Origin of the sequence: Nonomuraea harbinensis, from assembly GCF_019396385.1 — a bacterium.
Classification (GTDB): Bacteria; Actinomycetota; Actinomycetes; order Streptosporangiales; family Streptosporangiaceae; genus Nonomuraea; species Nonomuraea ferruginea.
In genome coordinates, this window is sequence record NZ_JAHKRN010000006.1 from 97979 (window position 1) to 116757 (window position 18779).

General features: G+C 72.3%; 14 protein-coding genes. 10 read left to right on the top strand and 4 right to left on the bottom strand.

Annotated elements, in window-relative coordinates; translation table 11 throughout:
• Positions 1–92: 92 nt before the first annotated feature.
• From KME79_RS08675 to KME79_RS08710, 8 genes are all read left to right on the top strand, one after another.
• Positions 93–308, top strand: a complete 216-nt coding sequence (locus KME79_RS08675) for a putative acetyltransferase (protein ID WP_271276306.1) — start codon at positions 93–95, stop codon at positions 306–308.
• 17 nt (positions 309–325) lie between these two features.
• Entirely contained in the window at positions 326–1387 is a 1062-nt protein-coding gene (locus KME79_RS08680) for an ABC transporter substrate-binding protein (RefSeq protein ID WP_187280948.1), read from the top strand.
• Between the two features lie 101 nt (positions 1388–1488).
• The gene (locus KME79_RS08685; protein ID WP_219543998.1) at positions 1489–2265 is read left to right on the top strand and encodes a class I SAM-dependent methyltransferase; all 777 of its coding nucleotides are present in this window, start codon (positions 1489–1491) and stop codon (positions 2263–2265) included.
• A 169-nt stretch (positions 2266–2434) separates the two neighbouring features.
• Positions 2435–5110 (top strand): hypothetical protein, encoded by a 2676-nt coding sequence (locus tag KME79_RS08690; protein WP_219543999.1) that lies wholly within the window; start codon positions 2435–2437, stop codon positions 5108–5110.
• A 4-nt stretch (positions 5111–5114) separates the two neighbouring features.
• Positions 5115–6935, top strand: coding sequence for a UvrD-helicase domain-containing protein (locus KME79_RS08695; protein ID WP_219544000.1), 1821 nt, complete (start codon positions 5115–5117; stop codon positions 6933–6935).
• Positions 6936–6982: 47 nt separating this feature from the next.
• Complete coding sequence (locus KME79_RS08700; RefSeq protein ID WP_148029236.1) at positions 6983–8824, top strand: sigma factor-like helix-turn-helix DNA-binding protein; 1842 nt, start codon at positions 6983–6985, stop codon at positions 8822–8824.
• Between the two features lie 16 nt (positions 8825–8840).
• Entirely contained in the window at positions 8841–10001 is a 1161-nt protein-coding gene (locus KME79_RS08705) for a cysteine--tRNA ligase (protein WP_219544001.1), read from the top strand.
• Between the two features lie 265 nt (positions 10002–10266).
• Positions 10267–12768, top strand: a complete 2502-nt coding sequence (locus KME79_RS08710) for a penicillin acylase family protein (RefSeq protein WP_246639544.1) — start codon at positions 10267–10269, stop codon at positions 12766–12768.
• 4 nt (positions 12769–12772) lie between these two features.
• Here KME79_RS08710 and KME79_RS08715 read toward each other — a convergent pair whose 3' ends face one another.
• Together KME79_RS08715 and KME79_RS08720 are read right to left on the bottom strand one after the other, a co-directional pair.
• Positions 12773–13708: an MBL fold metallo-hydrolase gene (locus tag KME79_RS08715; protein WP_219544003.1), complete on the bottom strand. Its 936-nt coding sequence runs from the start codon at positions 13706–13708 to the stop codon at positions 12773–12775.
• A gap of 30 nt (positions 13709–13738) precedes the next feature.
• Positions 13739–14170, bottom strand: a complete 432-nt coding sequence (locus KME79_RS08720; RefSeq protein WP_148029233.1) for a hypothetical protein — start codon at positions 14168–14170, stop codon at positions 13739–13741.
• Positions 14171–14246: 76 nt separating this feature from the next.
• Here KME79_RS08720 and KME79_RS08725 point away from each other — a divergent pair, with 76 nt between their 5' ends.
• A complete protein-coding gene (locus KME79_RS08725) occupies positions 14247–15125 on the top strand; it encodes a hypothetical protein (protein WP_219544004.1) in 879 nt (292 codons plus the stop codon).
• 135 nt (positions 15126–15260) lie between these two features.
• On the opposite strand, the gene KME79_RS08730 is transcribed toward KME79_RS08725, so the two are convergent.
• Both KME79_RS08730 and mshB read right to left on the bottom strand, forming a co-directional pair.
• The gene (locus KME79_RS08730) at positions 15261–15698 is read right to left on the bottom strand and encodes a DUF6113 family protein (RefSeq protein WP_219544005.1); all 438 of its coding nucleotides are present in this window, start codon (positions 15696–15698) and stop codon (positions 15261–15263) included.
• Between the two features lie 11 nt (positions 15699–15709).
• Positions 15710–16615 (bottom strand): N-acetyl-1-D-myo-inositol-2-amino-2-deoxy-alpha-D-glucopyranoside deacetylase, encoded by a 906-nt coding sequence (gene mshB / locus KME79_RS08735; protein WP_219544006.1) that lies wholly within the window; start codon positions 16613–16615, stop codon positions 15710–15712.
• Positions 16616–16648: 33 nt separating this feature from the next.
• Here mshB and KME79_RS08740 point away from each other — a divergent pair, with 33 nt between their 5' ends.
• Positions 16649–18715: a S9 family peptidase gene (locus KME79_RS08740; protein ID WP_148029229.1), complete on the top strand. Its 2067-nt coding sequence runs from the start codon at positions 16649–16651 to the stop codon at positions 18713–18715.
• Positions 18716–18779 lie beyond the last annotated feature (64 nt).

Below are 18779 nucleotides of genomic sequence, written 5' to 3' on the forward strand. Positions count from 1 at the left end.
CATGACTCTGACCGCGGTTTGCTACGCCCTAGTATTGCCGTGCCTGCCAGGCGACTGAAACGGAGGGTGGCAAACTCGTGGCCGCTCGCCTCGTGATCACTATCTCAGCATCCGACGTCGGAGCGCGCGTCACCACGCGCAGGCGGGTCCCGGAAGGGTTCAGAGACGCCGTCGGCACGCTCGAATCGTGGGAGGGCGGAGTGCTGCGCGTCCGCAAGCGCGACGGCACTCTCGTCGAGATCCCGGAGGAGACGCTGGTCGCGGGCAGGGTGGTTCCGGCCGCGCCTCCTCGACCTGGACGGAAGTAACGGTAAGTATTCATTGTGTGACCGTACGTACCTGCGCCGCCGTAGCCGCCATCCTCGCCAGCGCCGGATGCGGCGCGTCGCCGTCCGCTGAGCAGCCCGGCTCCGGGCCACCCGTCAACGTCCATGCCGCCTCGCTCAAAGAGGGCTTCGGCACCATGGAACGGCTGGTCCAGGCGGCCCAGAAGGAGGGCACGCTCACCGTCGTCGGGCTCCCCCGCGACTGGGCGAACTACGGCGAGATCATCGACGCCTTCGCCGAGGAGTACGGCATCGAGGTCAAGCAGCTCGAACCGGGGGCCAGCAGCCGCCGGGCGCTCGACACCGCCGCCAAGCTCAAGCCCGACGTGTTCGACCTCACCCTTGAGGAGGCGGTGGGCGCCGGCGGGCGGTTCGCGCCGTACAAGGTGCAGGGCTGGCTCGACGTGCCCGACCACGTCAAGGATCCGGCCGGCGCCTGGTACGCCGCCTACGGCGGCTACATGTCCATCGGGTACGACCCCCGCGCGGTGCCCGCCCCCGCCTCCTTCGCCGATCTGGCCAAGCCCGGATACAAGGTGGCGCTCGACGGCGACCCGCTGCGCTCCCAGGCGGCGTTCTCCGGCGTGATGGCCGCCTCCCTGCGGGCCGGCTCGCCGCAGCCGCAGCAGGGGGTGGCGCTGTTCGCCAGGCTCAAGCAGGCCGGGCAGCTCACCAGTCCGGCCTCCGCCAACACCGTCGTGACCTGGGACCACGTCAACGCCGCCCGCGAGGCCCGCGACTCGGCCGCCTGGAAGGTGGTGATCCCGAGGGACGCGCCGCTCGGCGCCTTCCACGTGCAGGCGATCGACAAGGCCGCGCCGCACCCCGCCGCCGCCCGGCTGTGGCAGGAGTTCCTCTTCTCCGACCAGGGCCAGAACCTGTTCCAGAAGGGGTGGACGCGACCGGCGCGGGGCGAGGCGATGCTCATGCGCGGCACGCTCGACACCGAGCAGGCGAGCAAGCTGCCGAAGGCTCCCGGGCCGCCCGTGCTGCTGACGATCCCGCAGACCGACGCCGGGAAGACCTACGTGAAGAAACAGTGGGCAAAAAGCACGGGGTGATACCGGTGTGATCAGGTATGTCGCTGCGACAAACTGGCTCTAAAGTGAACCGACACTACGGCCACGGGGGCCCGATGTCTCACGATTGAGAGCTGATCGTCTTGCGATATGACACACCGGGCCTGGAGCGGTGGAACAGTCGCGCCTACGACAGCAGCTTCGGCTACGTCTCCACCCAGGGCGCGCCGCTGGTGGACCTGCTCGACCCGCAGCCGGGTGAGCGCGTCCTTGACCTCGGCTGCGGCACCGGCGTGCTGACCGCCCAGATCGCCTTCCGCGGCGCCGAGGTGCTGGGGATCGACGGGTCCTCCGCCATGATCGAGAAGGCGCTCGCGCAGTATCCGGGCATGAACTTCATCGTCGGCGACGCGCACGACTTCACCGTGGCCCGCCCGTACGACGCCGTCTTCTCCAACGCCGCGCTGCACTGGATGAGCCGCGACCCCGACGCCGTGATCGCCAGCGTGCGGGAGGCGCTGCTGCCCGGGGGGCGGTTCGTCGCCGAGATGGGCGGGGCCGGCAACTGCGCCGAGCTGACCACGGCGATGCTGACCGCCTGGCGCGAGCACGGGCTGCGCGAGCCCGAGCTGCCGTGGTACTTCCCCTCCCCCGCCGAGTACGCCCGGCGGCTGGAGTCCGAGGGTTTCGTCGTGCGGCTGCTGGAGTACTTCGACCGGCCGACGCCGCTGGAGGAGTGCCCTGGAGGGGCCGCCGACTGGGTGAGGATGTTCGCGTCCTCGGCGCTCGACGGGCTGGCTCCCGGCCTCGTCGATCCCCTGCTCCGGCGGGTGAACGAGCTCGCGGCGCCCGCGCTGCGCCGGGAGTCCGGCTGGATGGCCGACTACGTGCGCCTACGGTTTGCCGCCGTTCGGCGCTGATGCGTAGTGCAGGATGCGTAGGGCTGTTTTGCCGGACTATGGTCTCTTCAGTGGGTGGCGCGATGATGGCACCGCGACACGGCGTCGCATGGCCCGCGACGGCACGGCGGCGTGAGGGGCTGGTGAACGGAACGGGATGAATTTCTGCCTGAGCGACCTCGTACCACCGTTGAGGTGGAGCGACACGTCCACGATCACGCTGCTCACCGGGCAGCCGGGGCTGCCGGACGCCTGGTGGCGCAGCCTGCCCATGCCGCGGGTGCTCGCGGCCATCGGGCCCGAGTCGCTGGGTGAGCTGCTCACCGAGATCGCCATCGAGCACTGGCCCGCGGCCGCCGTGGGCGACGTGCTGCCGGCGCTGCACATGCTCGACCCGGACGAGGCCGACGAGCCGCACGTGGCGATCGCGCTCGACCGGGCCGGATCGTGGCCCGGGCTGCTGGCGCTCACCAGCCGGGAGCTGAGGGACCAGCCCTTCGTCCAGGCCCGGCCGGTTTTGACGGCGCTGTTCTCCGCCGCCCTGGTGCGTCTGTCGCCGTCGTCCGGCGCCGCCCCGGGCGAGGGGACCGCCCGGCCGCTCGTGCGCGAGTCCGCCGGGGAACCCGCGTCCCTCCTCGCCGAACAGCCGGTGGACGGACCCGCGCCCCTCCCGCACAGCGCCACCCCCAGGGAACTCACCCCCGTCGACGGCGCGGCCGAAAACGACCTCCAGGGCGACCCCGCGCAGAAGGACCGAACGCCTCACGGGGACCTCGTCCTTGACCAGGACCGAGCGCCTCGCGGGGACCTCGCCCCCGAGCAGGATCGAGCGCCTCACGCGGACCTCAGCCGCGACGAGGACCGGACGCCTCGCGGGGACCGCATCCCAGAAGAGGACTCCGGCAAGGACCGCGCTTCCGAGGAGGACCGGGCGCCTCGCGCGGGGCTCAGCCCCGACGAGGACCGCGCCTCCGGCGAAGAGCACGACCGCGCGGCCCGTACGGACGGCGACACCGCCGATGACGAGCGACCCGAGGCGGAGGTCCCCGCGTCCCACAGGGAGCTCGCCTCCGTAGACGGCGACACCGCCGACGAAGAGCATCCCGAGGCGGCACAGGTCCCCGCGTCCCACAAGGAGCTCGCCTCCGTAGACGGCGACGCCCCCGACGGGACGGAAACCCCCGAAGAGGACCTCCAGGGCGACCCCGCACAGGAGCCCCGAGCGCCTGGCGAGGGCCGCGCCCTCGACGAGGACGGGGCTCCTCGTCCGGGCCTCGCCTCCGACAAGGACCGGGCGCCTGGCGCGGACCTCGCGCCCGACGAGGGCCGAGCGCCTAACGCGAACCTCAGCCCCGACGAAGAGCAGGCGGCTCGCACGGACCTCGGTTCCGACCCGGAGCAGGCGGCTCGCGTGGACCTCGGCTCCGACGAAGGGCACGACTCCGTCGAGGGGCGCGTCTCCGATGAGCGCGGCTCCCGTGAAGAGGGTGTGGCGGGGCACGAGCTTGCTCCTGTGGGCGCCGATCTTCAGGACGGTGACACCGCCGACGACGAGCGGCCCGAGGCTGCCGAGGAAGGTGGCGACTCCGGTGGGGCGGAGACGCCGGAAGGCCGCCGGGAGGATGGGGCTGAGGAGGGCGTCGCGCCGGGGTTCTTCGCTGTGCAGGGCTCGGATGGGCGGCAGGAGGAGGCCGGTGGGGAGCCGGTGGAGGCCGCCCCTGGGGCTCCGGAGGAAGACTCGGATCTGCCGCAGCTCATAGAGGCCGCGTTCGCCCATCTCGACGACAAGAGCTGGGCGGTCGCCCAGAACCGGGTGTTCACCGACCAGCCGTCGGCCGTGGACCAGCTCGCCAAGCTGTTCGCCGTGGCCCCCGCCGAGATCACCGCCACCGAGGACCGGCTGCGCGCCATGCTCGACGAGTGGCTGGCCAGCGACGAGGCCGCCCCGTACCGGGCGCACCTGGAGGAGCTGCGGGAGAAGATCGGCCCGTCCGCTCCCAAGGAGCGCCTGATCAAGGCCGCCGACTGGCACAGCAAGGAGATCAAGGCGCTGGAGGTGCCCGCCTGGCAGTTCGTGCTCGCCACGCTGCCTGACCGGCCGCTGCCGCAGCGCTCGCCGGCGTCGCCGTCGGCGTTCAGCGCGCCGTACGGCAAGCTGCCCGAGCCGCCGCCCCCCGCCTTCGCCCCCAAACCGGCCCCGAAACCAGTACCGAAGCCGGTCCAGAAGCCGGCCCCGACGGGGCTGCCGCCGGGGTTCATGCCGCCCGATCCGGTGCCGTCGCAGTTCCAGGCGTTCGCCCCGGCGGTGCCGGTGCAGAGCGAGGAGAACGGCGCGGCCGGCAAGCCGTACCAGCCGCTGAAGGACGTCTCGCAGACCAGGCGCTGCTTCCGCCAGCCCGACGGCCGGTGGTGGCTGCGCGTGGACGTGACGGCCGAGCAGCTGAGCGGCGGCGAGTGCCCGTTGCCGACCGGGTTCGCCGCCTACCTGGGGCTCTCGCCGGGCGAGAGCAAGGCGGCCAGGAGCGCCGCGGGCGAGCTGACCATGACGTGGCACGGCCGGCCGGTGCTGGAGTCGATCGACAGGCTGCTGGCGGACGTCGGCGCGAAGGAGGGCGGTCACCTGTTCCTCACGCTGTCGGACGAGGGCGTGCTCAGGGCCCGGCACCTGCCGGTCGCCGCGGCCGGCGCGGAGAAGATCACCAAGGCGCTCCGCCTGGTCGGCTACACGGCCCCGGGCGGCACCCGCGACCAGGCGGCGCGGGTGATCGCGACGAGGATCGGCATGACGGGCCCGGTGAAGCTGCCGGACCTGCTCACCAGGCTCCGCGAGCGCGGGGACCGCGACCTTCTCCAACTCCTGGACTGATGCGGTGCCGCGGCTCGCGATCGGCCCTGAGGTTCCCAGGGAACTCGGCGCACTGGCACAGCCGGTGCGCCGAGACGCCGTGGTCGCGCTGCGGCGGTTCCTGCTGAACGTGTCGGGCGCCCCGCATCCCGAGTCGGTCAGGGGCGCCAGGGACCCCCGGGTGGCGACTCTCCGGCTCGCCGGGGGGCACCGGGGGGTGGTGGTGCGCCGGCGGGACGTCTACTGGCTGCGCACCGTGCTGCCCGACCCCGAGGCCTGGTCGTACGCCGCGCGGCACCGGTACGGGATCAACCCGGTGCTCGGCGTGGTCGAGGAGTGGGACGCCGAGGCGCTGGAGCGGGTCGAGCCCGCGTTACGCCGGTCGGCGGGCGTCGCGAGGCTGTTCGACCCGATCTGCGACGGCGACCTGCTGGCCCTCGGCATCGACGTGCACGCGCTGCCGCTGGTCCGGCTCATCACCACCGAGGCGGACGTGGCCGCGCTCGAGCCGCTGCTGCCGCCCACCCAGTACGTTCCGCTGGCGGTGCTGGCCAGGGGCGGCACGCTGGCCGAGGCGTGGCGGGAGCTGGACGGCTGCCGCGCCTTCGACGAGGACCCCGAGGATCCGGTCGACGCCGAGGACCTCCACCAGGCGCTGCTGCGCAGCCCTGACCGGGCCGCGTTCGCCGCCGACAAGACGGAGCTGGACCGGCTGCTGACGGCGCCCGAGTGGTGCGTGTTCCCGCATCCGCCGCAGCACCGGCTGTCCAGGGCCCGTTACGACCATCCGGTGCTGGTGGTGGGCGGGGCCGGCACCGGCAAGACGGTGCTCGCGCTGCGCCGCGCCGCTCACCTGGCCGCGCACGGCAGCGGGCCGGTGCTGCTGGTGACGTTCTCCCAGGGGCTCTGCGACGAGCTGACCGGCCGGCTGGACCAGCTCGTCCAGGACGAGCCGATGCGCAAGCGCATCGAGGTGGACAACCCGGAGCGGCTGGCGATGCGCATCGTGGCCCAGGTGGAGGGCCGCCGCCCGGCGCTGGTCGGGCCTGGCGCGCGGACCATGGACGAGCTGATCGACGAGGCGCTCCGGCTGCTGTCGAGGACCACGGGAGATCTGCTCGACGACGTCGAACCGGGGCGCAAACCGTACCGGCACATCGTGGTGGACGAGGCGCAGGACGTCAGCCCCGCGCAGTGGCGGCTGCTGCGGGCGGCGGCGCCGCGCGCGGCGGACGACCTGTTCATCGTCGGCGACCCGCACCAGCGCGTCACCGACACGCGGGTCGCGCTCGGCGCCGTCGGCATCCCGGCCGTCCAGTACACGCTCAAGGTCTCGCACCGGCTGACGCAGGAGCTGCTGACGTTCGCGGTCCGGCTGCGCGGCGGCGGGCCCGCCGACGGGCTGGTCAAGGGCATGTCGGCGCTTTACGGGTTCCGGTCGGGGCGGTTCGGGCCGCGGCCGGTGGTCCGCGCGTACGAGAGCGAGGAGGCGGAGCTGGCCGGCCTGGAGCGCACCGTCGCCGACTGGCTCGACGAGGGCGTGCCCGCCGACCGGATCGCGGTCGGGGCGCGCAACCAGGGGCTGGTACGGGCCGCCAAGCGGGTGTTGCGGGACGTTCCGGTACGGGTGTCGACGTTCGCCAACCTCAAGGGGCTGGAGTTCGACAGGGTGGCGCTCATCGGCGTGGCCGAGGGGGTCGTGCCGGAGCGCCCTCCCGACGATCCGGGCGCCCGGGCCCGCGCGCTGCAACGGGAACGGAGCATGCTGTTCGTGGCGTGCACCCGGGCCCGGACGATGCTCTACATTTCGCATTCCGGAAGAGGTAGCCCTTTTCTGTCCTTCTGATCACATAGTCTGAACTGCGGATATCTATCGTTGCCGGTTGGACCCCAATGAACCTCAGTCTGAGCGACATCGCGCCACCACTGCGCTGGACCGCACCTGGCCAGATCGCACCGATCGCGGAGGAGCCACAGCTGCCCGAGGCATGGTGGCAGGCGATCCCGCTCGACCGGGCGTGCGCCATCGTGGGCACGCAGGTCGTGGCGGGCCGCCTCGCCGACCTCGCCGTGGCCTTCTGGGGGCATCTGGTGCTGGGCGACATCCTGCCGCTGCTGCGCTTCTCCGACCCCGCCGAGGCCGAGCGGACACCCGAGACGCTCGGCAAGGACGTGGTGCAGAAGCTGTTCGGCGGCGTGCTCGACCGGCTGCTCGAACCCGCGGCCGCGGTCGCCGCGCCCGTCCAGCAGGACAAGCCGCTGCCTGAGCTGGTCGACGCCCTGTTCGCGGCGCTCGACGAGCGGCAGCGGGCCATCGCCCGCGACCGGCTGTACGCGGCCGACCGGGCCACCCTGGACGAGCTGGCCCAGCGCTTCTCGGTGACCAGGGAGCGGATCAGGCAGATCGAGCGCGACCTGCGCGACCACGTGGAGCTGTGGCTCGCGGGGCCGGAGGCGGCGGCGCTGGTCGCGCACGTCACCTGGCTGCGCGGCCGGCTCGGCTCGGCCGCGCCCGCCGACGACCTGACGGCGGCCGTGCCGTGGCACCGCGCCGAGCTGCGCACGCTGGGCATCCCGGCCTGGCGGTTCGTGCGCACGCTGCTGACGGGCTACGAGCAGACCGACGGCTGGCTGATCGCGGGCGGCGCCGACGACCTGCGCGAGAAGACCCGCCAGCTGTTCGCCGACGGGCCGCACCCGCTCGCCGAGGCGGTGACCATGGTGACCCAGCTCGGCGTCCGCGAGGACGTGGCCGAGCGGTGGATACTCGCCGTGCCGCAGCTGCGGGTGCTCGACGGGCACGTGGTGCCGTGGCCGCGCAGCATCAACGACAAGGCGGAGGCGGTGCTGGCCGTCTCCGGGAAGCCGATGTCCCCGGAGGAGATCCAGGAACGCATCGGCGAGGACTACAGCCTCGTCGGCATCCGCAACCAGCTCACCGCCGACGACCGGTTCCTGCGGCTCGACAGGAACAAGTACGGCCTGACCCGCTGGGGCGGCGACCAGTACCTGGGCATCCGGGAGATGATCGTCAGGGAGATCGAGCGGGCCGGCGGCGAGGCCCCGGTCAGCACGATCGTGGCCAACCTGACCTCCCGCTACGACGTCAGCGAGAGCTCGGTGCGCGCCTACTCGGGCGGTCCCGGGTTCGAGCGCAGCCAGCGCGGCTGGATCCGGGTGGCGGGCACCTCGCCCTCCGGGGAGGCGGGCGCGTACCAGCCGCGCAAGGACGTCTCGGAGACCCGGCGCAGCTTCCGCAGCCGCGACGGGCGCTGGTGGCACCGGGTGGACGTGAACGCCGAGCACCTGCGCGGCTCCGGCTCGCCGCTGCCGACCGGGTTCGCCGCGCACCTGGGCATGGCGCCGGGCGGGTCGCTCACCGCCTCGACGCCCTCGGGTGACGTGGTCATCAGCTGGCACAACCAGCCGACGATGGGCTCGATACGCAACGTACTCGCCGACTTCAAGGCGAGCGAGGGCGACCACGTGTTCCTCACCGTCTCCGACGGCGGCGAGCTGCTCACCCGCTACCTGCCGGCCGCCCCTCCCGGGATGCCCGCGCTCAACCGGGCCCTCTACCTCATCGGCTACACCGCGCCGGTGAACTCCGAGCTGGAGGGGCTGCGGCTGATCGGCGCGCGGGTGGGGCTGCCCGAGACCGCCACCCGCGAGGAGGTCCTCGCCCGGCTGCGCGAGCGGGGTGACCGCGACATCCTCGGCTTCCTGGGGAGATGACGGCTAGGGTCGAGGCATGCTGCGGATCTACGACACGCTGACCGGGCAGGTCGAGGAGATCGCGCCCGCCCGGGGGCTGCGGATGTACGCCTGCGCGCCGCCCGTCCACCGCCGGGCGAACCTCGGCGACCTGCGCCCGGCGCTGCTGTCCGATCTGATCCGCCGGGTCCTGGAACGGCATCGGGTACGCATGGTGGTCTGCCTGGGCGTCGACGACGTGGGCTGCCCGGTGGAGAGCGCTCGGGCGTACGAGGAGGCGTCCGCCCGCGACGCGGCGGCGCTCAACCTGCGCTCGCCAGAGCTGTCCCCGCGCGCCGCCGAGCACGCAGTCGAGGTGGTCGAGCTGGTCGCCGCGCTGGTCGAGCGCGGTCACGCGTACGCGGCCGACGGCGGCTGGGTGTTCTTCGACTCCGCCGGCTCTCCCTCGTACGGCGAGCTGTCCGGGGAGAAGGACCCGCACGGCGGGGATGGATTCCCCCACGACGGGCCGGAGCGGCGGCGCCCGGCCGACTGGGTGCTGTGGCGGCCCGCGGACGGCGAGCCGGCCTGGGACTCGCCGTGGGGGCGCGGAGTGCCCGGCCCGCACGTCGCGTGCTCGGCGATGTCGTCGCGGCGGCTGGGCGACCGGGTCGACATCCAGACCGGCGGCACGGAGCTGATCTTCCCGCACCACGAGGCCATGCGCGCCCAGTCGGACGCGGCGGCCGGGCACGAGGTGGTCCGCCGCTGGGCGCACAGCGCGGGTCTGGCGCCGGGCGGCAGGGTGCCCGGTCCCGACGGGGTGACGCCCGGCGACGGGCCGCGGGAGCTCGCCGAAGTGGCGGAGGCCGGGCTCGACCCGCTGGCGGTGCGGCTGGCGTTCCTGCGGCACCACTACCGCGGCCCGCTGGACCTCACCTGGGACGTCCTGCGCGCCGCCGACGGCACCCTGCGACGCCTGCGCGCCCGGGTGGCCGAATGGTCGGAGTCGCCGAGCGCGCCGATGGCCGCCGCGTACGTCCGGCGGGCCGAGTCCGCGCTGGACGACGACCTCGACACCCCTGTCGCGCTGCGTGTCCTGGAGGAGCTGGAGCGCGACGACGCGGTGCCGCCGGGCGCGAAGTTCGAGGCGTTCCTGCACCTGGACCACGTCCTGGCTCTCGACCTGCCCGCCGACATCGGCAAGCCCCGGCCCTGAGCGGGCGGCCCGTCGCGGGTCGGGCGGACGGCATGGCAGGAGCCGTCCGCCCGGGATGGCGCCGTCCTGGTGCGGGGGTGTGGACGGTAGCGCGCCAAGCGAAACGATAGGCAGATCTCGGGTTGCATCTGGGTTGCGAGGTACCTCCCGGTGCGTGGAGGAAAACGCGGTGTGACGGCGGCGAGAGGAGTCGGCGAGGACTGCCACACTGGGTGCCAGCGCGGGGAGTATGGAGGTTTTCGTGAGGTTGAGGCCGTACGCGTGGATGCCGGGGCCGCTGCGGTGGTTCGCGCGGGTGGTTACCCTTCTCCTGGCGATCGCGCTGGTGCTCGCGGCGGTGCTCGTGATCACCGTGCGGCAGTCGTTCCCGCAGGTGGCGGGTACGGTGCGGCTCCCCGGCTTAACCGGGAATGTGGAGATTTATCGTGATAAATACGGAATCCCGCACATCTACGCCGACACCGCCGAAGACCTCTTCATGGCCCAGGGCTTCGTGCACGCCCAGGACCGCTACTGGGAGATGGACTTCCGCCGCCACGTGACCGCCGGCAGGCTCTCCGAGCTGTTCGGCGCGACGACCCTCGACAGCGACAAGGCCATCAGGACCATGGGCTGGCGCAAGGTGGCCGAGCAGGAGCTGCCCGAGTTGACCGAGCGCACCAGGCGCTTCCTCGACTCCTACGCCAAGGGCGTGAACTCCTGGACCGCCGCCAACCCCAACGCCTCCGACCGCAGTCTCGAATACTCGATTCTCAAGGCGCAGAACGGCGCCTACGACCCCGAGCCGTGGACCCCGCTCGACTCCGTGGCCTGGCTCAAGGCCATGGCCTGGGACCTCCGCTCCAACCTCGAGGACGAGATCGACCGCGCCCTGGCGCTCACCACGCTGCCGCCGGAGCGGGTGGCCCAGCTCTACCCCGGCTATCCGTACGACGAGCACGAGCCGATCGTCACCCGGGGCACGATCGACCGGGAGCGCTTCGACCAGACCGCCGAGCCTCGCACCCGGCAGGACACGCGGACCGGCGCGCGGGCCCTCGCCCAGGCGGCGCGGGCGCTCGACGCGGTGCCCAGCACGATCGGCGCGACGGACCGGGAGGGCATCGGCTCCAACTCGTGGGTGGTCTCCGGCGAGCACACGAAGAGCGGCAAGCCTCTCCTGGCCAACGACCCGCACCTGTCGGCGCAGCTGCCCTCGGTCTGGTACCAGGTGGGCCTGCACTGCCGCGTGCCGAGCGAGGCGTGCCCGTACGACGTGACCGGGTTCTCGTTCTCGGGCGTCCCCGGTGTGATCATCGGGCACACCGACAAGATCGCCTGGGGGTTCACCAACCTGGGTCCCGACGTGGCCGACCTGTTCCTGGAGAAGGTCGACGGCGACACGTACCTCTACCAGGGCGAGCAGGTCCCGCTGGAGACCCGTCAGGAGCGGATCGAGGTGGCGGGCGGCGCCCCGGTCACCATCACCGTGCGCAGCACCCTGCACGGGCCGCTGGTCAACGAGGTCATGGGCGCGGTGGAGCCGAGCGGCGAGGCCAACGCGGTGGCCCTGTCGTGGACCGCTCTCATGCCCGGCCGCACCGTCGACGCGATCTTCGAGCTGAACCAGGCGGGCGACTGGCACGAGTTCCGGGCGGCGGCCGCGCTCTTCGAGGTGCCCGCGCAGAACCTGGTCTACGCCGACACCTCGGGCACCATCGGCTACCAGGCGCCCGGCCGCATCCCCGTGCGCAAGTCGGGCGACGGCACCGTGCCCGTGCCCGGCTGGACCGGCGAGTACGACTGGAACACCGCGCCCATCCCGTACGACCAGCTCCCGTCGGTGCGCAACCCGGCGGAGGGGTTCGTGGTCACGGCCAACAACGCCGTCATCGACCCCCGGCGCTACCGGCCGCACCTGACGGAGGACTGGTCGTACGGATACCGCTCGCAGCGCATCCTCGACCTGCTGCGCGAGGAGATCGGCAAGGGCCAGGTGGACGCCGCGACGATGGCGCGCGTCCAGCGGGACGACCGCAACCTGTTCGCCGGGACCCTGGTGCCCTCGCTGATGGCCGTGGACCTGGCCGGGCCCGCCAAGGAGGCCCGCGGGCTGCTCGACGGCTGGGACGGCGCCCAGGACGCGGGATCGGCCGCCGCGGCGTACTTCAACGCGGTCTGGCGGCACCTGCTGGAGCTGACCTTCCACGACGAGCTGCCGGAGGGCGCCAGGCCGAACGGGGGCGACCGCTGGTACGAGGTCGTCGCCGGGCTCCTGCGCGACCCCGACGACCCGTACTGGGACGACACCCGCACCGAGGGGATCACCGAGCGGCGCGACGACATCCTGCGCCAGGCCATGGCCTCGGCCTTCCAGGAGCTGTCGGAGCTGCTCGGCGACGACGTGAAGGCGTGGCGCTGGGGCGACCTGCACGGGCTGAAGCTCACCCACGGCTCGCTCGGCACCTCGGGGATCGCGCCGATCGAGGCGCTGTTCAACCGGGGGCCGCTGGCCTCGGCGGGCGGCAAGGACGCGGTGAACGCCACCGGCTGGAACGTGCTGGAGGGGTACGCGGTCACGACGGTGCCGTCCATGCGCATGGTCGTGGACCTGGGTGACCTGGACGAGTCGCGGTGGATCAACCTGACGGGCGCGTCGGGGCACGCCTTCCACGAGAACTACTGGGACCAGGCGGAGCTGTGGGCCAGGGGCGAGATGCTGCCGATGCGCTCGGACGCGGGCTCGGTGACCAAGGCCGCCGTGCACACGCTCCGGCTCCGCCCCTGACCGTTCAGGTGGCGAAGGCGCGCGACTCGCCCACGGCCAGGTCCCACAGGCACTCGCGGGGCAGGCCGTGGGCGGCCCACTCCTCGCGGATCCACTCCAGGGGCCGCAGCAGCGGCTCACCGGACAGCACGAACGTGCCCCAGTGCATGGTGGCCATCCGGTGCGCGCCCACGTCCAGGAAGGCCCGTACGGCCTGCGGCGGGTCGACGTGGGCGGGCTCCATCGCCCACGGCGGCTGGTAGGCGCCGACCGGCATCAAGGCCAGGTCCAGGCCGGGGTGGCGGGCGCCGATCTGGGCGAGCCGCTCGCCGTAACCGGTGTCGCCGGCGAAGTACACCGACCCGCCGATCACCCACCCGCCCCACAGCGTCTTGCAGAAGTCGAAGAGCGTGCGCCTGCTCCAGTGGTGGGCGGGCACGAACTCGAAGCTCACGCCGCCGACGGTGGCCGACTCCCACCAGTCCAGCTCGATCACCTCGGTGAAGCCGCGATCGGTGAACCACTTCGCGAGCCCGGCCGGCACGAGCATCGGCGTCGTCCTGGGCAGCCTGCGCACGGTGGGCCAGTCCAGGTGGTCGTAGTGGTCGTGGCTGATGACCACGGCGTCGATCGGCGGCAGGTCCTCCCAGTCCAGGCCGGGCATGCTCACGCGGGCCCGCACCCCGGGGATGCGCCGCGACCACACCGGGTCGGTGAGTATCGACAGTCCGCCCGTCCGGAGCAGGTAGGTCGCGTGCCCGACCCACGTCACGGACGTCTCCCCCCGCGCGACCGGGGGCAGCTCGCCGCCCGCCACGGGGATGCGGGCGGCTTCGCTCAAGTCAGGAGGGAAGGCGGTGTGCCAGGCGATGCTGAGGACCTCCCGCAGCCCCGACGGGGTGTCGGTGAGGCGGTCCCGATAGCTCTCGGGTCTCTTCGGAGCACGGATGATCTGCGTCATGGAGATCCCCTGCCCCGCGTAATGGATCAGTCACGCGCGTGGAGGCTCACCTGCGCGTCCGCGCCAGCGGGGCTGCGCCCGCCGGTAGCCGCCCTCGTCCAGACCGGCGAGCCGTTCGAAGGGGTTGTACGACGCCTGGTCGCCGCAGACGATCACCGAGACCAGCATCGCCAGGAGGTACAGCGGGAGCATGGGCAGACCGGCGCACCAGGCCCACTGGGTGGCGTGCCTGCTCTCGTGACCGATCAGGGTCTCGTCGAGACCGTCACGTCTGGTGATCACGACGTTCCCCACCGTGAACGCCCCGGCGATGGGGAAGCGGAAGCGGTAACCGCAGGCGAGCACGAGCCCGTCCGGGCCGGATCGCCTGGTCGCGCCGCCGATAGCGGCGATGAGCAGGCCGAGTGGAGTGGTGAGATTAAGAAAATTGATGACTCGGCGGAACCGATATCGCCTGTCCATGCGTCTCAGTCTTGACCAATCTTGACAAATCGGAATAATGATCTGAGTCCTGAAATCTCCCAGAAGAGCAGGATTTATGAGATTCACCATCCTGGGCGCGCTGCTGGCTTCCGCGGCACTGGCCGGAGCCGGCGGAATCGCGATCACCCAGACATCAGCCACCGTCCCCTTACGCGTCGCCGACTCCCCAGCCGCCGCCGCGGCGGCGTTACCCGCCACCACCGCCCCGGGGGCGTACGTGGCGAAGACCGAGATCGTCGAGAGAGACGGCGTGACCTATCTGGACGTCGCCGTCACGTACGAGACCGCGGCCAAGTTCAGCGTCAGGCAGCGGGTCTGCAAGCGCAAGTCCTGCCGTACGGTGCGTGTCGGGCTCACGGTGGCCTCGGGCACGGGCGAGGCCGCCAAGCGGCTCGGCCGCGGCGACTACTGGCTGCGCGGCAAGCCGAGGATCAGGATGTGGCCGCTCCCCGGCCCCACGGTCACGGTCACGGAACCCCCGGTGACGGTCACGGAAACGGTCACCGAGACGGCCACGGCGACGGTCACGTTCACCTGTCAGCCCGCGCCTCCGACGGAAACCCCCACGTTGACGCCTACAGCGACGGTCGATCCCACCGTCGATCCGACGGTGGACCCGACGGTTGATCCCACCGTCGACCCGACCGTCGACCCGACAGTGGACCCGACAGTGGACCCGACCGTCGATCCCACCGTCGACCCGACGGTGGACCCGACCCTGGATCCCACCATCTCCCCGACCGTCGACCCGACGGTGGATCCGACTATCGGCCCGACCGAGATCCCGACATGTCCGGGGCCGACCGAGATCCCGACGGAGGTTCCCACCGACCTGCCGACTGACACCCCGACCGACACGCCGACCGACACGCCGACCGATGTGCCCACGGACACCCCGCCCCCGACGGAGACCGTGACGCCACCGGCGCAGTGATCACGTTTCCCCGGCCCACCGGCGGCCTCCCTTCAGCCGCCGGGCCGGGAGAAACATATTGCTAAATCCAGTGAATTTCATATAGCGCTCGGCGACAGATCATTCACATGCCTGTCGCGCTATTAAGCAGCGCTTTCATCGGCCCTGCTGCACTTTACCCGGCGGAGCCGAGCCCCCTTCCGGATATCCGCGCAACAGCCACGATCCCCCCGACGAGGGCAACATCAGAAATGCCGCGACCGCGGCCACCATCCCGCCGTAGAGGTACACGTGCCCGGACGCGTCCCCGGCGATCACCAGATCCCCCGCGCCCAGCCTCAGCGAGAAAGCCGACGACACCAGCACCCACCCGGCCGACGTGACGGCGGCGGCCGCGCGCCCGCCCATCAGCTTGCCCGCACCCAGGGAGACACCGAAGATCAGCACCAGCCAGAGCACCGCGGAGACCACCGGGAGACCCGGCCACGCGCTGTGGGTGAACCCGCCCACCACGCCCATGACGACGCCCAGCACGAAGAGCATGCCGTAGGCGGCTCCTCCCAGCGCCGACTCGACCTGGCTGCGTTGCTCCATGTCGGTCGAGGTTAGTGGATGCCGGCGAACAGATCGTTCTCCCGCTCGTACGGCTCGCCGAGCCCTCCTGCCTCGACCGGAGGACCGGGCACGGCGGGCCCGCGCTCCCCGATGGCCAGCACGAAGTGCTCGACTCCCCGGATCTCCTGACCGACGTGGTTGGAGAGCGCGAACCACGGCTCGGACACCGTGATCTGCGTGTGGTGCGCGCGCATGGCCGCCGCCTTGTGGCCGAGCCAGGGCCGGGCGTCGATCTCCGTGGTGACGACCCCGTCGGGGTCGCCGAACGGCATGTCGTCCACGCTCGCGACGGTGAACGGGGCGCCCGCCTCCAGCAGCGCCTCGTTGGACCGCGCCAGCACCGACCTCGGCGTGGCCGTGTGGTAGAACTTCGCGATCCGCCACGGCTCGCCCTCGCCGAATCCCGGGTCGGCCGCCAGCTCGAACGCCCGCCGGGAGACGCGGTGGGCCTGGATGTGGTCCGGGTGACCGTAATGCCCGTTCTCGTCGTACGTGACGAGCACCTGGGGCCGCACCTCGCGGATGACCGCGACCAGCTCGCCCGCCGCCTCGTCGAGGTCGGCCCGCCAGAACGCGTCGGGCCTGTCGTTGGTGGCGACCCCCATCATCCCGGAGTCGCGCCAGCGCCCTGGGCCGCCCAGGAAGCGGTGGTCCTCGACGCCGAGCGCCTCGCAGGCGGCGGCCAGCTCACCGATCCGGTGGTCGCCGAGCACGTCGTCCTCCTCGGACGCCAGGTGCGAGAGCTCCACGGGGATGATCTCCCCCTCCTCGCCCAGCGTGCAGGTGACGAGCGTGACGTGGGCGCCCTCGGCGACGTAGCGGGCCATCGTGGCGCCGGTCCCGATCGACTCGTCGTCGGGATGGGCGTGCACGAGCAGCAGCCGTCGGTCAATCATGCTCCGAGCGTAACAACTGGCAGGATTGGGACCATGAGTGAGAGCTTCCCGCGCCTGTCGGCCAGGACCCGCCGCTTCACCCTGGGAGTGCCCAGGGGCTTCACCATCTCCCCTGACGGCGCGCGGGTGCTGTTCCTGCGCACCAAGTCGGGCACCGACCCCGTGACGTGTCTGTGGGAGCTCGACACAGAGACCCACGTGGAGCGGCTGGTCGTCGATCCGCGCTCGCTCGACTCCGGCGACGAGGACCTGCCGCCGGAGGAGCGCGCCCGGCGCGAGCGCAGCCGCGAGCAGGCCGGTGGCGTGGTGTCCTACTCGACCGACGCGGAGGCCACCACGGCGGCGTTCGCGCTGTCCGGCGGCCTCTACGTGACCGACCTGGCCGCCGCGCGCACCCGGCGGCTGGAGACGGCGGGCGCGGTCATCGACCCCCGGCTCTCCCCCGACGGCCGGCGGGTCGCCTACGTCACCGGCGGCGCCCTGCACGTCCACGACCTGTCCACCGGCGACGACCGCGTGCTCGCCACCCCCGAGTCGGAGACCGTCACGTACGGTCTGGCGGAGTTCATCGCCGCCGAGGAGATGAGCCGCATGCGCGGCCACTGGTGGTCGCCTTCCGGCGACGCCCTCCTGGTGGAGCGGGCCGACGAGGCGCCGGTCCACACCTGGCACATCGCCGACCCGGCCAACCCCGGCCGGCCCCCCGCCGTCCAGCGCTATCCCGCCGCCGGCACGCCCAACGCCGTGACCGAGCTGTTCGTGCTGGGGCTCGACGGGTCCAGGGTCGCGGTCCCGTACGAGCACGAATATCTCGCGACGGCGGCGTGGGACTCCCACGCGCTGTCGATCGTGACGCTCTCCCGCGACCAGAAGACGATGCGCCTGCTCTCGGTCGACCCGGAGACCGGGAAGTCCACCCTCGTGCGCGAGGACACCGACCCGGCCTGGGTCGACGTCGTCTCCGGCGTGCCCGCCCACCTCGACGACGGCTCGCTGGTCTGGGTGGCCGCCGCCGACGGGGGCCACCGGCTGTTCGTCGGCGACCGCCCCGTCACCCCGCCCACCCTGCAGGTGCGCGCGGTGCTCGACGTCGACCACGACAGCGTGCTGTTCAGCGCCAGCGGCGACCCGACCGAGATCCAGCTGTGGACCTGGGACGGCCACTCGCTGCTGCCGGTCTCCACCCGGTCGGGCGTGTTCACCGGCCGGATGGCGGGCGGCGTCGGCGTGCTCACCGAGCAGAACCTCGACACCGAGGGCGTCTCCACCACCGTCGTGCGCCGCGACGGCGTGGCCGTCCCGATCCCCTCCTACGCCGAGCGTCCCGGTCTCGACCTGCGCGTCTCACTCGGCCGTTCCGGCCGTCGCGAGCTGGCGACCGCCGTGGTGCTGCCCTCCTGGCACGAGCCGGGCTCGCGGCGGCTGCCGGTCCTCATGGATCCGTACGGGGGCCCGCACGCCCAGCGGGTGCTCAACAGGCGTGGCGGCTACCTGGAGAGCCAGTGGTTCGCCGAGCAGGGGTTCGCCGTGGTCGTGGCCGACGGGCGGGGCACCCCGGGGCGCGGGCCCGCGTTCGAGCGGGAGGTGCTCGGCGACCTGGCCACGCCCGCGCTGGAGGACCAGGTCGACGCTCTTCATGGGGTCGCCGAGCAGTATCCCGACGACCTCGACCTGGAGAAGGTGGCGATCCGCGGATGGTCGTTCGGCGGCTTCCTGGCGGCGCTCGCAGTGCTGCGCAGGCCCGACGTGTTCCACGCGGCGGTGGCGGGGGCGCCGGTGACCGACTGGCGGCTGTACGACACCTGCTACACCGAGCGCTACCTCGGGCATCCCGACGAGCAGCCTGAGGTGTACGACACGTCGTCGTTGTTCGGCGACGCGGCCAAGCTGGAGCGGCCGCTGCTGCTCATCCACGGGCTGGCCGACGACAACGTGGTGGCGGCCCACACGCTGCGCCTGTCGTCGGCGCTGCTGGCGGCGGGCCGGCCGCACACCGTGCTGCCGTTGTCCGGCGTCACCCACATGACGCCGCAGGAGATCGTGGCGGAGAACCTGCTGCTGCTCCAGGTCGACTTCCTGAAGAAGTCGCTGCACCTGTAGCGGGATGACAGACCACGGTCTGATTCGGCCCTCCTGAAACCAGACCGTGGTCCGATGTGGCAGG

Excerpts from the sequence above, each read along its gene's own strand:
- KME79_RS08700 (WP_148029236.1), top strand. The coding sequence starts at position 6,983 with ATGAACCTCAGTCTGAGCGACATCGCGCCACCACTGCGCTGGACCGCA.
- KME79_RS08705 (WP_219544001.1), top strand. The coding sequence starts at position 8,841 with ATGCTGCGGATCTACGACACGCTGACCGGGCAGGTCGAGGAGATCGCG.
- KME79_RS08710 (WP_246639544.1), top strand. The coding sequence starts at position 10,267 with ATGCCGGGGCCGCTGCGGTGGTTCGCGCGGGTGGTTACCCTTCTCCTG.
- KME79_RS08715 (WP_219544003.1), bottom strand. The coding sequence starts at position 13,708 with ATGACGCAGATCATCCGTGCTCCGAAGAGACCCGAGAGCTATCGGGAC.
- KME79_RS08720 (WP_148029233.1), bottom strand. The coding sequence starts at position 14,170 with ATGGACAGGCGATATCGGTTCCGCCGAGTCATCAATTTTCTTAATCTC.
- KME79_RS08725 (WP_219544004.1), top strand. The coding sequence starts at position 14,247 with ATGAGATTCACCATCCTGGGCGCGCTGCTGGCTTCCGCGGCACTGGCC.
- KME79_RS08730 (WP_219544005.1), bottom strand. The coding sequence starts at position 15,698 with ATGGAGCAACGCAGCCAGGTCGAGTCGGCGCTGGGAGGAGCCGCCTAC.
- mshB (WP_219544006.1), bottom strand. The coding sequence starts at position 16,615 with ATGATTGACCGACGGCTGCTGCTCGTGCACGCCCATCCCGACGACGAG.
- KME79_RS08740 (WP_148029229.1), top strand. The coding sequence starts at position 16,649 with ATGAGTGAGAGCTTCCCGCGCCTGTCGGCCAGGACCCGCCGCTTCACC.